This window comes from Lacinutrix gracilariae (assembly GCF_042684485.1).
Lineage (GTDB): Bacteria > Bacteroidota > Bacteroidia > Flavobacteriales > Flavobacteriaceae > Oceanihabitans > Oceanihabitans gracilariae.
Map to the genome: position 1 here is coordinate 244,103 of NZ_JBHULM010000007.1, position 14,281 is coordinate 258,383.

The 14,281-nt window shown below is 31.2% G+C and carries 14 protein-coding genes and 1 riboswitch; of the genes, 9 read left to right on the forward strand and 5 right to left on the reverse strand.

Translation table 11 applies throughout. The annotated features are described in order from the left end of the window. Window positions 1-100: 100 nt before the first annotated feature. Window positions 101-994: an AraC family transcriptional regulator gene (locus ACFSSB_RS03985; RefSeq protein ID WP_379901206.1), complete on the forward strand. Its 894-nt coding sequence runs from the start codon at window positions 101-103 to the stop codon at window positions 992-994. Here the strand turns inward: ACFSSB_RS03985 and ACFSSB_RS03990 are convergent. The 5 genes from ACFSSB_RS03990 to ACFSSB_RS04010 all read right to left on the reverse strand — a co-directional run bounded on the left by ACFSSB_RS03990 (window position 991) and on the right by ACFSSB_RS04010 (window position 6,444). Beyond that, window positions 991-1,641 carry a peroxiredoxin-like family protein gene (locus ACFSSB_RS03990; RefSeq protein WP_379901208.1) on the reverse strand — a complete coding sequence of 217 codons (651 nt, stop codon included), beginning with the start codon at window positions 1,639-1,641 and terminating at the stop codon, window positions 991-993. The two genes, ACFSSB_RS03985 and ACFSSB_RS03990, sit on opposite strands and share 4 nt — an antisense overlap. Before the next feature lie 281 nt (window positions 1,642-1,922). Next, on the reverse strand, window positions 1,923-3,143 hold the full coding sequence (locus ACFSSB_RS03995; protein WP_379901210.1) for an ABC transporter permease: 1,221 nt from the start codon (window positions 3,141-3,143) through the stop codon (window positions 1,923-1,925). Between the two features lie 2 nt (window positions 3,144-3,145). Then, window positions 3,146-3,889: an ABC transporter ATP-binding protein gene (locus ACFSSB_RS04000; protein ID WP_379901212.1), complete on the reverse strand. Its 744-nt coding sequence runs from the start codon at window positions 3,887-3,889 to the stop codon at window positions 3,146-3,148. A gap of 6 nt (window positions 3,890-3,895) precedes the next feature. Next, window positions 3,896-5,101, reverse strand: a complete 1,206-nt coding sequence (locus ACFSSB_RS04005) for an efflux RND transporter periplasmic adaptor subunit (RefSeq protein ID WP_379901215.1) — start codon at window positions 5,099-5,101, stop codon at window positions 3,896-3,898. A gap of 11 nt (window positions 5,102-5,112) precedes the next feature. Further along, entirely contained in the window at window positions 5,113-6,444 is a 1,332-nt protein-coding gene (locus tag ACFSSB_RS04010; RefSeq protein ID WP_379901217.1) for a TolC family protein, read from the reverse strand. 255 nt (window positions 6,445-6,699) lie between these two features. Then, a riboswitch (SAM-I-IV-variant riboswitch) is annotated at window positions 6,700-6,798 on the forward strand. 51 nt (window positions 6,799-6,849) lie between these two features. Here ACFSSB_RS04010 and ACFSSB_RS04015 point away from each other — a divergent pair. The 8 genes from ACFSSB_RS04015 (at window position 6,850) to ACFSSB_RS04050 (ending at window position 14,197) form a co-directional block, all read left to right on the forward strand. Then, on the forward strand, window positions 6,850-8,166 hold the full coding sequence (locus ACFSSB_RS04015; RefSeq protein WP_379901219.1) for a Na+/H+ antiporter NhaC family protein: 1,317 nt from the start codon (window positions 6,850-6,852) through the stop codon (window positions 8,164-8,166). 265 nt (window positions 8,167-8,431) lie between these two features. Next, window positions 8,432-9,166: a hypothetical protein gene (locus ACFSSB_RS04020; RefSeq protein WP_379901221.1), complete on the forward strand. Its 735-nt coding sequence runs from the start codon at window positions 8,432-8,434 to the stop codon at window positions 9,164-9,166. 112 nt (window positions 9,167-9,278) lie between these two features. Further along, window positions 9,279-9,863, forward strand: a complete 585-nt coding sequence (locus ACFSSB_RS04025) for a TetR/AcrR family transcriptional regulator (protein WP_379901223.1) — start codon at window positions 9,279-9,281, stop codon at window positions 9,861-9,863. A gap of 1 nt (window position 9,864) precedes the next feature. Continuing rightward, window positions 9,865-10,530: an NAD(P)H-binding protein gene (locus tag ACFSSB_RS04030; RefSeq protein WP_379901225.1), complete on the forward strand. Its 666-nt coding sequence runs from the start codon at window positions 9,865-9,867 to the stop codon at window positions 10,528-10,530. A gap of 10 nt (window positions 10,531-10,540) precedes the next feature. Beyond that, on the forward strand, window positions 10,541-11,173 hold the full coding sequence (locus ACFSSB_RS04035; RefSeq protein WP_379901227.1) for a nitroreductase family protein: 633 nt from the start codon (window positions 10,541-10,543) through the stop codon (window positions 11,171-11,173). Between the two features lie 32 nt (window positions 11,174-11,205). Continuing rightward, window positions 11,206-12,204: an NADP-dependent oxidoreductase gene (locus tag ACFSSB_RS04040; protein WP_379901229.1), complete on the forward strand. Its 999-nt coding sequence runs from the start codon at window positions 11,206-11,208 to the stop codon at window positions 12,202-12,204. Window positions 12,205-12,221: 17 nt separating this feature from the next. Beyond that, a complete protein-coding gene (locus ACFSSB_RS04045) occupies window positions 12,222-13,382 on the forward strand; it encodes an iron-containing alcohol dehydrogenase (RefSeq protein WP_379901231.1) in 1,161 nt (386 codons plus the stop codon). 8 nt (window positions 13,383-13,390) lie between these two features. Beyond that, window positions 13,391-14,197 (forward strand): type 1 glutamine amidotransferase domain-containing protein, encoded by an 807-nt coding sequence (locus ACFSSB_RS04050; protein WP_379901233.1) that lies wholly within the window; start codon window positions 13,391-13,393, stop codon window positions 14,195-14,197. Window positions 14,198-14,281: the final 84 nt, after the last annotated feature.

Below are 14,281 nucleotides of genomic sequence, written 5' to 3' on the forward strand. Positions count from 1 at the left end.
GGTATCTACAGTGTAAACAAAAATGTGAATTACAATTTGTGTAAAAAAGATTATTATTTAGGTTTTTGTATTTTTGCACTCCTAATTAAAGCCATTGCATATGAAAATATTTAGCGATATCAACTCTTATTTTTTAAACCATACGCAACCTGCTAATGATTATGCGAACAGTTTTTTTATACGAAGAATAGCAAAGGGTATGAAACATGTAGAACCCGATGATGAGTTTTGGGGACCCCATAAGCGCGATTTTTTTGAGATTGCTATTTTACATAAGAGTACTACCAACATTCAAATTGGTAATCAAACCCTTAATCAATTAGAGAATAGCTTAGCCATTGTTTCCCCTTTTCAAGTTATTAATTATAGTAAAGTACCACCCAATGACGATTATGGCTATATCATTTATTTTAATGCCTCAATATTTACTAATTTAAATCAGTCCTATAGGTTACAAAACGAATTTCCTTTTTTCAAAATCCATACTATTCCTATTTATCAAACGTCTGAAAACGATTTTAAAGCTATATTACCTATTGCTCAAGAATTATATAAAGAATCTAGGAGTACAGAAATACACAATAAGGAGGTTGTTAGATCGCTATTATTAATTTTACTTTATAAGGTAAAGCGTGCAACTCAAAATAATAAAGGAATAGTCTCCACTAATAGGTTTGACAGTATTATGACTAAATTTGAACAACAGATCCTTAAGGGAAATAATAAATTCTTTACAGTCAACGAATATGCAGAACAAATGAATATTAGTCCAATTTACCTCACGGAATGTGTTAAGAACGCTACAGGTAAGAGCGCTCAAAAAGTACTTATAGACTATAAAATGTTATATGCAAAAACATTATTACATCAAATAGATAAGTCGATTTCAGAGGTTGCCTATGCCTTAAATTTTAATGAAGTTGCTAATTTTAATCAGTTTTTTAAGCGCAATATGGGAATTACAGCAACTCAATTTCGTAAACGTAATACTTAAGATAAGTTTTTCAAAGCGTCAATAACCTCATTAGGCTCTGAACGAGTTCTATAATCAACATTGACATAGCTCCATTTCACTATTCCGTCATTTCCCAACACAAATGTGGCTGGAATTGGTAATATTTTACCATTTCCATTATTGATTTTTTCCAAATCAAGATTACGATCTACTTGCATATGTTCAATCAAAAAATCTGGAACTTCCCAGGCAACACCATATTGCGAAGCAACTTTTGCATCTTGGTCAGACAATACTATAAATTCCATTTTACTAATTTCACTTTTTGTCATTGACCCATCTGGCACTTGTGGGCTGATAGCAACAAGTGTAGCACCAAGCTCATGAATATCATTTAATCTAGCTTGTAAGGCTCTAAGCTGTAAATTACAGTACGGACACCAGTCACCACGATAAAATGTTACAACAACTGGCCCTTTATCTAGCAAAATATCTAACGCTATAGATTTTCCTTCAGGGGTAGGTAGTTTAAATTTTGGTGCTTTTTGCCCTATTTTAATAGCATTATCTCCTTGTTGGAAGGCTTTTGCTTTACTAATAATTTCATCAACGCCTTTCATAAAGTCAGGATTAGCTTGTCGTCCTGCTGCAATTTTAGCTTTAGTTTGTGCTCTTAAATTATTCATTTTTTTTATTGTTTGTGGTTTTACCGGTTGTGAGTTTTCTCATTAAAAGTAACCCTAGATGATTCACTTTTGAAATTGTATATTCAATGTACTTTTAGACATTACTGTCCGCAAGATAAAGACGCTCGTGTTAAACGGTATTAATTTTACCCCTATTTTCTTGTTTCAATTTTTATGTTACCATTGATTAGCATTTTTTTTGCCAATGCCCATCTGATATACCCGTACTCCTTATTGTTATTATTTCTACTTTATATATGCTATGCTTAAAACTTAATAGATTACTCATATCGTAATGCTGTAATTGGGTCTAGAGCCGAAGCTTTTCTTGCTGGATACCATCCAAAAAAGATACCAGTAACCGCACATACTGCAAAGGAAATTATAATAGAATACATAGCAACGCTTGTTGGCCAATTTAAGAATTTTTCGATGAAAACGGTTGATCCTAGTCCTAGGATAACACCTAAAACACCACCTGTAATACTTATTAAAATTGCTTCAATTAAAAACTGCATTAAGATATCTGCTCCTTTTGCTCCTACTGCCATACGTAAACCAATTTCTTTGGTACGTTCTTTAACTGAAACATACATGATATTCATAATACCAATACCACCAATTAATAGAGATATACTAGCTACTGCAACTAATAAAACGGTAAGCATTTCACTTGTAGAACTAAAGGTAGAAATAAGCTCTTCCATAGAACGCACAGTAAAATCATCTTCCTCACCATCTAGTAATTTATGTTCGGTACGTAAAATGGCACTAACCTGCTCTACGGCATCTGGAGCATCATCTTCACTAATAGCAGAAGCTATAATTTGGTTTAGGTGATCTATAGCTAAAATACGTTTTTGAACTGTGGTATAAGGCGCAATCACAACATCGTCTTGATCTTGACCAAAGGTGTTCTCTCCTTTTTCCTCTAATACCCCAATTACTTTAAAAGGAATATTGTTAAAACGAATCATTTGCCCTACAGGTTCTTGTCCATCAGGAAATACATTCTCAACTACTGTTTGCCCTATCACAGCAACTTTAGAAGCCGATTTCACTTCTGCATCAGTAAACATACTACCACTTTGTAAACCAACTACCTTGATATTTAAATATTCAGGGTTTACACCATAAATGGAAGAAGGCCAGTTGTTAGAACCATTAATAATTTGTCCGTTACCATTAACTAAAGGTGTGATGTAGCTAATTAAATCAGACTGCTCTTTTATAGTTTCATAATTTGCTAAAGTTAAGGTTTGTACATCTCCTCCACTACCTCTTGCAGGACCTCTGTTGTCTGCTCCTGGTTGAATGGTTATCATATTAGAACCCATTGCAGAAATAGTAGTACGAATACTTTCTTTAGAGCCTTCACCTATAGCTAACATAGCAATTACAGAAGCAACACCAATGATGATTCCTAGCATAGTTAGCAAGGTTCTTGTTTTATTAAGAACAATGGCTTTTGTAGCGATTTTAAATAAATTTAATAGTCTCATAATTAATGTTCTTGTTTAGGTAATTTTGCTAATTCTGCAGCTGCAGATTGCACATCTTGATTTTGGTAATCTTGTATAATATTACCATCTTTTAAAACCACAGTTCTACTACTAAAAGTAGCAATGTCTGGTTCATGCGTTACAAACGTAATGGTAATACCTTGTTTGTTTAACTCTTGAAATAAAGACATGATTTCATAAGAGGTTCTAGTATCTAAATTTCCTGTTGCTTCATCGGCTAAAATCATTACTGGGTTATTTACCAAAGATCTAGCAATAGCAACACGTTGTTGTTGTCCTCCAGAAAGTTGCGCAGGCGTATGATGTAAACGCTCTCCTAATCCTACTTTTTCAAGAGCTTCAACAGCTCGTTTTCTACGTTCTTCAGAAGAAACTTTACTGTTATATAATAAAGGTAATTCTACGTTTTCAATAGCAGATGTTCGTGCTAATAAATTATAAGATTGAAAAATGAATCCTATTTTTTCGTTTCTAATAGTTGCTAGTTCATTACGTGACAAATCTTTAACACTAACACCATCAATTTCATAGGTTCCAGAAGTGGGTTGATCTAAACAACCCAAAATATTTAACATAGTACTTTTACCAGAACCACTAGATCCCATTATGGTAACAAACTCGCCTTCTTTTATAGAAAATGAAATACCTCTTAATGCATGAACCGTTTCGGTTCCCATGGTAAAATCACGTTTTAAATCCTGTATTTTTATTATTTCTTTACTCATGGTTTTCTATTTTTTTCTGTTTCCTCCTGGATGTTGTGGCATAAAAGGGCTTTCACTTTTTTCTGTAGTACTAGCTTCTGATTTAGAAACACCTTTTAAACTATATACTAATTTATCGCCTTCTGAAATTCCGCTTAAAATTTGAACGTTTACACCATCACTAGCACCAAGTGTTACCGTTTTAGGTGTAATAGATCCATTAGATTCTAATACCCAAAGAGCGGTTGCTTCTCTAGATCTTTCGCTATTATTTGTCTCTAATTGATGTTGTTGGTTGTAAGTAGCAAGTATTTCTCTTTCTGGTTTAAAGTTGATTGCTTTAGCTTCAGCAGTTAACACATCATTTAACTCTAAAGTAAAAATAGAAATGGTTGCTGTTAAACCTGGTTTTAGTTTTAAATCTTCATTATCTGCTTTAACAACTACTGTATAAGTAACTACATTTGAGGTTACTGTTGGGTCTAAACGTACTTGTGTTACCACTCCTTTAAAAGTTTCACCTATGTAAGCATCTACTGTAAATTCTACACGTTGTCCTTCTTTTACTTGTCCTATATCTGCTTCATCTACATCTGCTTCTACTTGCATTTCTTTTAAGTCTTGAGCAATAGTAAATAAGGTTGGTGTACTGTAACTTGCAGCTACTGTTTGTCCTTCTTCAATATCTTTAGATAATACCACTCCGTCAATTGGAGAGTAAATATTAGCATATCCTAAGTTGGTTCTTGCCGATTGCAAATCAGAATAACGCTGTGTTACTGTACCTTTTGCTGTTTGATAGTTATAGTTAGCATCATCAAAATCAGACTTACTAATCACCTGATTATCGTATAAGGTTTTCTGTCTGTCGTAGATAGTTTTTGTATAATCTCTCTGGCTTACCGCATTATCATAAGCAGCTTGTGCTTGTGTAAGCGATGCTTGTAAATTGGTTTTATCTAACTCTGCTATTAATTGACCTTCTTTAACTACAGTGTTATAATCTACGTACACTTTTTCTACAACTCCAGACACTTGCGTACCAACATCTACTTGATTTATAGGTTCTATGGTTCCTGTTGCAGTAACCATTGTAGTAACATTTGCTTTTTTAGCAGCAACTGTTTTTGGTTCTATTACTACAGCGTCATCGCCTTTAAAAAAGCTAAAACCAACAATAGCAATTACTATTAATATTATGGCGCTTATTATGATTTTCTTATTATTTTTCATGATTGTATGGTTTAAAGTTTAATGTCGTTTCCTTGGTAAAATTGTAATAATTGGTGGTATAAAATATTTAAGTATTTAGCTTGTAAATAATTTTGTTGTGCATTAGTAAACGTGTTTTGGCTTATTACTAAATCTGTAGTACTTAAAGCGCCTAATTCATATTTTTTCTGCGCTAGTTTATATGATTGTTCTGCTGCTATTTTAGAAGCTTCAGAAGCAATAACTTGTTCTTGTGCAGATAATGCGTTTTGATATGCTGTTTCTACTTTTTTATACACTTCTTTTTCTGTAGATTGCTTTTGTATTTCTGCTTTTTCAATATTTAGTTCAGCTGTTTTTACTGCTGCTTTTGTTTGGTTTCTATTGAAAATTGGAATACTTAAAGATAATCCTAATTTTTGATTAAAGTTTATATCAAACTGATCTGAAAACGTATTGTCATTAACACTAGTGAAACCTGAACCTACACTTCCTGTTAAGGATAATGTTGGTAAAAAAGCTCCTTTAGCAATATCTAATTCTTTTTCATTAGCAGCAATATTTAAATTACTAGCTTGTATTTCTGGAAGAATTCCTAAAGCTTTACTATAAACGGTTGCTTTATCCATTTCAAGATTTATTAAATCCATGTTTTCATCAATGCTTTCTACTTGCATATCATCCATTGGAGATAATTCTAACAATTGTTTTAGCTGAATAATATATTGTTGGTAATCATTTTTAGCTGCTATAACATTGTATTTGTTTGTAGCTGTTTGGCTTTGTGCTTCGGTATAATCACTTAAAGCGATTGTTCCTGCATCTAAACGAGCTTTAGCTCTTTCTTCTTCTGTTTCTGAAGCTAATAAATTGTTTTCCGCAATAGCGATATTTTCTTTACTATAAAGGGTTTGCAGATATACTTCTAGAATGTTTAAAACGATGTTATTTTTTTCTACTTCTTCTAAAAAAATACTCTGTTCTAACAATATTTTGTTTTGCTTAATTTCATTATTAAGTTGGTTTCCTTTAAACAAAGTCATTGAACTATTAATACCAACATTGGTACTATGAATTTGGTCTGTAACATAATCGCTAGTAATTGGGTCAATGGTATTACCACTAGAAAAATTTTGCGATGCACTACCAAATAAGTTAGGCAATCTAGATGATTTTGCTTTACTATAATCTACTTCTGCAATGCTTTTATTTAAAGTTGCATCTTTAACAGTAATATTATTTTCTAAAGCATAGCTAATGCAGTCTTCTAAAGACCACACTTTTGGTGTGTTGCTATCAGAAACCTCTTGAGCAAAAGATAACTGCATAAAGAATATGCTGGCAAGGATGAGATATAATTTCATTTTTTTGAGTGTTTTGATTTAACAATTCAAAGATGAAACTATATACTTACTTATTATAAAGCGATAGACGTTTGCGAGTATTGAATATACAAATGCCTTTATTTTATCGATGAGATTTTTATAAATTCTAAACCTTTTTCTATTTAAGTGTTAGTTCATTGTTTTTCACTTTAATACAGAACTTAAATATTTTATAAAAAATTAACATTTATTAAGAAATAGAACTGTTTTTATATATTACTTTTGCGCACTTAAATTAATTATCAAGAATCTCATAAAAAGGAGATAGCAACCTGCAATAACAAGCAAGGTGCTGAATAGATAAGCCAATTCATTGGAAAAAATGTTAACCCATACTTCTAATACGAATAGCTATTTCCTTTTTAAAATGAAAAAAAAAGACAAATGGCAAGTTCAAAAGCAATTACACCACAATTCTCTGCATTAATACCCTTATTTGTATTTGTATTTACCTTTTTAGGTGTAGGAATTTATCTTAACGACTTTTATGCTTTACCTGCACCAATAGCCGTTATTGTAGGTATAATAGTTGCGTTTTTAATGTTTAAACAAACTATAAATTCTAAAATAAACACCCTTTTAAAAGGATGTGGTGATGATAAAATATTAACCATGTGCTTGATCTATTTGTTAGCGGGAGCATTTGCAACCATAACTAAAACCACAGGAAGTGTAGATGCTATTGTAAATTTAGGATTAGACTTTATAGCAATACAGTATATTTATTTTGGTGTTTTTATAATTGCAGCTTTTTTATCGGTTTCTACAGGAACCTCTGTTGGTGCAATTGTAGCTTTAGCTCCTATTGTTATAGGTTTTGCAGAAAAAAGTAATGTAGATCCAGCTATTTTATGTGGTGCTTTATTAGGAGGTAGTATGTTTGGTGATAACTTATCTATTATATCAGACACCACTATTGCAGCAACACAATCTTTAGGTTGCAAAATGAGTGATAAATTTAAACAGAATATTAAAATAGCGCTTCCAGCAGCTTTGTTTACTATTGCTATTCTTGTTTTTCAAGGATTACAACTAGATTCTAATTTAGAAGACACTACTGTTTATACTTATTCTGTATTAAAAATAGCGCCTTATATTTTGGTTATTGCCTTATCTGTAATTGGTGTCAATGTATTTGTAACCTTACTTTTAGGTGTTATTTCTGGAGTGTTTTTAGGAATTGTATATGGAGATTTTACCTTAATAGAATCTACTAAAATAGCATACACAGGTTTTACAAATATGACAGAAATATTTCTTCTTTCATTGTTAACTGGTGGTTTAGCAGCTTTAGTATCTAGAAACGGAGGGATTGATTATTTTTTAATCAATATTAAAAAACTTATAAAAAATAAAAAATCAGCACAATTGGGTATTGCCTCTTTGGTTGGTACTATTAATATGGCAATTGCTAATAATACGGTTTCTATTATTATTGCAGGACCTATTGCAAAAACAATAAACGACGAGTATGAATTAGATAACAAAAACACTGCTTCTATTTTAGATATATTTGCTTGTATTGTTCAAGGTATTTTACCTTATGGCGCACAAGTATTAATGATTTTAAGTTTTTCTAATGGTAAAATAGATTATGTAGATCTTGTTTCTAATACCTGGTATTTACTACTACTGTTAATTTACACTTTATTATTTATAAGTTTTAAACCGTTTAGTTCAAAAAAAATAATTAAATCATAAGTAATACAACGGTTTTTATACATTCTTTTAATTTAATTATAATATTCTCATCTATAAATGAATAGGTTTCCTTAAGCCTTGTGTGAAAGTTATTTTTTAATTATTCCATTATCCTGTATTTAAGTTAACGTTATTTAAACGTTTATTTCATGATATACAGTTAATTAGTTTTATATTTATATATGAAAACTAAATTATTTTTTATAGGTTTATAGAAAAATAATATATTTTTATAACTTAACAAGACATTATTTTAAAAAGATACATGGTAAAAAAATATTTTGACAATCATAATATTTCTACTAAAACAAAAGTGCTTAATCTTTTATTTTATGTATCGTTTTTAGCTTCCATTTTAATTTGCATTACTTCAGAAAAAAAGCAGTTATTATGTACCATGCCTTTTCTTATTATAATATTATTATTAAAATATTTAAGTATTACAAAAAAGAAGGCAGATCCTTTGTATGTTGTGGCTTTAATAGCTGTTTTTATTTCAACCACTTTAAGTTTATTTTCTTTTAAAGAATACTTTGTTTGGGTTGCTTCTTTTACCTCTTTATACCTAATACTATGTAGCTTAACCCTTAGAAAATATTTAAATAAAGGTAAATTTAAATCTTTACTTCAAGGCTCTGTTATTGTAGGTATCATGTTAGTATTATATTTAATTTTAGCAGTTGTAGAACTCGTTATAAATTATATACCAGACAATAATCAGTTCTTTATATTTTTAGGAGCTTTTTGTTTATTTATTTTCTCTTTAACATTTGCTGTTATTTATATTAATGATAAATATGCCAACGGAACCATTTTATTAGCTTCAGGTATTTTTACTATTTTTCAAATAGCATTAGCTCCTATTAATGAGCTTTTTTTATTCACTAAAACCTTCACGCTTATCATTATTATTTGTCATATCATTTCCATTTTTCTTTTTATAAAGTTTATAACAGAAACAAATCCGAAGGAAAATAATGTAAATAATACATACCTGTAAAACTCCAGTACTTCTCTATTATAGTTTACCTAAATACCTTTGAATATAAATTTATGTTAAAAAAAGAATGAACATTCATTTTTTACTTACCTTTGTATTATAATTTTAGATAATGGCAAAACTTCAAAAAAGTATAGATAAAAGAAATGCGCTAGTTAAAGCAACCATTGAGTTAGTAAATAATAATGGTTTTCACGCTACGCCAATGAGTAAAATTGCAAAAATGGCAAATGTATCACCTGCTACCATTTATTTATATTTTGAAAACAAACAAGATTTAGTAAATCAAACATACATAGATGTAAAAGCAGAATACACCGAATATGCTTTTAAAAACTATGATGAAACCATGTCTGTAGAAGCTGGTTTTGAACGCATCTGGAAACGTATTGCAGACTTTAAACTTAAAGAATGTGAAAACGCTATGTTTTTGGCACAATGTGATAATACACCAATGATTGATGCACATAGCAGACAGGAAGGTATCAAACACCTACAACCACTACTCGACCTTTGGGAACGTGGTAGAAAAGAAGGTATAATTAAACCCTTGTCTGATTATTTATTATATGCCTATTCTATAAATCCGTTATCGTTTTTAATGATGATTCAAAAAAGAGGTGATATTCAATTAGATGAAAAACAATTAGAAGAAGCCTATCAATCTGCTTGGAGCAGTATAAAACAATGTAAATAAAATGAATAAATCTGCTATAATACTAGGCGCAACCGGTTTAACCGGAAGCATATTACTTCAAAAATTATTAGAAGATGATAGGTACCAAAGTATCAAATTGTTTTCTCGTTCTAAAATAGAAGGATTACCTAGTAAAGTCACGCAATATATTGGTGACCTTTTAAAACTTGAAGATTTTAAAGCCAAATTTATAGCAGACGAAGTGTATTGTTGTATAGGTACAACAGCAAAGAAAACACCTGACAAAACGCAATATAAAAAAATAGATTATGGTATTCCTGTTACAGCTGCAAAGCTAGCAAAGGCAAATAATATTGATACTTTTTTAGTGATTTCTGCAATGGGAGCCAATAAAAATAGTACAGTATTTTACAATAAAACAAAAGGGGAAATGGAACAAGATGTGTTACAATATAATATTAAAAATACCTTTATTTTAAGACCTTCTCTAATTGGTGGTAACCGTAAAGAAAGCCGAATATTAGAAAAAATAGCATTGGCTGTTTTTAAAATAATACAACCATTATTTATAGGAAAACTTAAACAATATAAAATTATAGAACCTAACGATATTGCACAAGCCATGCTACATTTAGCAAATAGTGCAAGTCATGCCGAAGTTATTTTAACTTCCAATGATATTAAACAAATTTCAAAAAAAAACTAAAAAAAATTACATGGAATTATTAGATAAATTAAACTGGAGATACGCTGCAAAAGCAATGAATGGCGAAAAAGTATCCGAAGAAAAAATAGAACGTATTCTTGAAGCTGCTCGCTTAGCTCCTACTTCAAGCGGATTACAACCTTTTGAAATTTTTGTTATAAAAAATCAAGATATAAAAGAACAAATTAAACCTGTAGCTTGGAACCAATCTGTAATTACAGACTGTTCGCATTTACTCGTTTTTGCTGCTTGGGATACCTATACAGCAGACAGAATTAATTATATGTTTGATTTAACCAATGATATTCGTGGTTTTAAAAACGAAGGTTGGGAAAACTATCGTCAAATGTTATTAAACGCATATCCTCAAAAAGATGCCGAAGAGAATTTTAACCATGCTGCAAAACAAGCGTATATTGCTTTTTCGCAAGCTATAGCTGCTGCTGCCTTTGAAGGTGTAGATGCAACACCTATTGAAGGTTTTGATCCTGCTGCTGTGGATCAAATTTTAGGATTACCAGAAAAAGGATTACGTAGTGCTGTTTTATTACCATTAGGTTATAGAAAAGAAGATGCAGATTGGTTAGTAAATCTTGTTAAGGTGAGAAAACCTATGGAAGACTTAGTAACTGTAATAGACTAATTAGTAACTGTAATAGACTAAAAAAAACAATTATGATAAAGACTATATTATTAAATAACAGACCAGAAGGAAAACCAACAGTTTCAAATTTTGAATTTGTTACTAAAGACACAACACTTACCATCTCTGAAGGAGAAATACTCTTAGAAGCAGTTTATGTTTCTGTAGATCCTTATTTAAGAGGTCGTATGAGCGACGCAAAATCATACGTTCCACCTTTTGAGTTAAACCAACCTGTTCAATCTGGTGTTATTGCAAAAGTAATAGCATCTAAAAACAGTAAATTTACAGAAGGTGATTTTGTTTCAGGCTTGTTAGCTTGGCAAACACAACAAGTTTCTAACGGAGAAGGCTTGCTAAAAGTAGATGGCTCAAAAGCACCTTTAAGTACGTATTTAGGTGTTTTAGGTATGACAGGATTAACGGCATATTTAGGATTAAATGAAATAGGAAAACCAAAAGCAGGAGAAACCATTGTTGTTTCTGGTGCTGCTGGTGCTGTAGGTTCTGTTGTTGGGCAAATAGCTAAAATTTTAGGGCTTCATGTGATAGGAATTGCTGGAACCGATGAAAAAATAGAACTACTAAAAACCAAATTTGGCTTTGATGCTGGTATCAATTATAATACTTGTACAGATATAAATGCAGCTATTAAAAAAGCTGCTCCAAATGGTGTAGATATTTATTTTGATAATGTTGGCGGACCAATTTCTGATGCTGTTTTATTCAATATAAACCGTTTTGCTAGAATTATTATTTGTGGAGCTATTTCTGTTTATAATAAAACCGAGACACCTAAAAGTATTAGCGTACAGCCTTTCTTAGTAAAAAATAGTGCTTTAATGCAAGGATTTATAGTTTCTAATTACGCTGAAAAATTCCAAGAAGCTATGCAACAGTTAGCGACTTGGTTAGGTGAAGAAAAACTAAAATATACCGAAACTGTAGTAGAAGGTTTCGATAATATCCCGAATGCTTTTATCGATTTATTTGAAGGTAAAAACAAGGGAAAAATGATTGTAAAAATTTAATTAAAAAAGAAAAGAAGATGAACAATTTTGAATTTAAAAATCCAACCAAAATAATTTTTGGAAAGGATACCATAGAAAAATTAGAAAGTGAAATTCCTAAAGAAGCCAAAGTATTATTACTTTATGGTGGAGGAAGTATTAAAAAGAACGGCATATACGATCAAGTAAAAACAGCATTATCTAATGTTGATGTTGTAGAGTTTGGTGGTATTCCTGCAAATCCAGAATACGCAACCTTAATGGATGCGCTACAAATAATTAAAGAGGAAAATATCACCTATTTATTAGCTGTTGGTGGTGGTTCTGTTATTGATGGTACCAAGTTTTTATCTGCTGCAGCTGTATATACAGGAGATACGCCTTGGGATATTTTAACCCAAAATATTAGAACCGAAAAAGGAATGCCTTTTGGAACCGTTTTAACTTTACCTGCAACAGGATCTGAAATGAACTCAGGTGCTGTAATTACTAGAGCAGAAACCAAAGAGAAATTAGCTATGGGAGGACCAGGTTTATTTCCGCAATTTTCTATTCTAGATCCACAGGTAATTACTTCTATTCCTAGACGTCAATTAGCAAATGGTTTAACAGATGCTTTTACACATGTTTTAGAGCAATATATGACCTATCCAATTGGTGCTTCGTTACAAGATCATTTTGCCGAAAGTATTTTACAAACTCTTATTGAAGTGGCTCCAAAGGTACTTAAAGATCCTACAGATTACCAAGCGGCTTCTAACTTTATGTGGAGTTGTACTATGGCTTTAAACGGATTAATACAAAAAGGTGTACCTACAGATTGGGCTGTGCATGCTATTGGTCATGAGTTAACTGCCTTATTTGGTATTGATCATGCTAGAACATTAGCTGTAATTGCCCCTAGTCATTACAAATATAATTTTGAAGCTAAAAAAGACAAGCTAGCACAATATGCAGAGCGTGTGTGGAATATTACAGAAGGTAGTACAGACGATAAAGCCTATGCTGCTATTGAAAGAACAGTAGTCTTTTTCCATGAATTAGGTATTGATACTAAATTATCAGACTATACGGAAGATTATGAAGGAACTGCCGAAAAAATTTCAAAACGTTTTACAGATCGTGGTTGGTTAGGCTTAGGAGAACACCAAGACTTATCACCAGATAAAGTAGAAAAAATTGTAAAAATGGCTTACTAATTATTAGAATGAATTTAATAAAAACACTAGCCTTAACACTTACCATTATTACAGCTTCTAGTTGTAATAATGGTAAAAAGGAAATCGTTTCTGAAAAAATTTCAGACGAAAAAATAGAATCTAAAAAAGATAAAAAAATGAAAGTATTATTTGTATTAACATCTCATGATCAATTAGGAGATACCGGAAAGAAAACAGGATTTTGGGTAGAAGAATTTGCAAGTCCTTATTACTTTTTATTAGATAAAGGAGCAGAAATTACTATTGCCACACCTAAAGGAGGTGCTGCACCAATAGACCCAAGTAGTGATTCGCCAGATGCTGCAACAGAAGCAACAGAGCGTTTTAATAAAGATGCAGATGCTAAATCTAAAATTGCAAATACCAACAAATTGTTAGATATGAATGCAGATGATTTTGATGCTGTATTTTATCCTGGAGGTCATGGTCCTTTATGGGATTTAACTAACGATAAAACATCTGTAGCTTTAATTGAAAAATTTAATAGCCAAGAAAAACCTATTGCCTTTGTTTGTCATGCTCCAGCGGTATTAAGAGATGTTAAAAATGAAGAAGGAAAAGCTTTAGTAAAAGGTAAAAAAGTTACAGGCTTTTCAAATGCTGAAGAATCTGCCGTTGGTTTAACAGAAGTGGTACCATTGTTATTAGAAGATATGCTTATAGAAAGTGGTGCTATGTATTCTAATGGTGAAAACTGGGCTCCTTATGCCATTCAAGATGGTAATTTAATTACAGGGCAAAACCCAGCTTCTTCAGAGTTGGTTGCAGAAAAATTATTAGAGAGTTTAAACTAATTTAGTTTTATAGTATTAAAAAAGGTTGCCTAATTGAGGCAACCTTTTTTGTTTATAATACGTTTTATAAAACGAATTTGAATA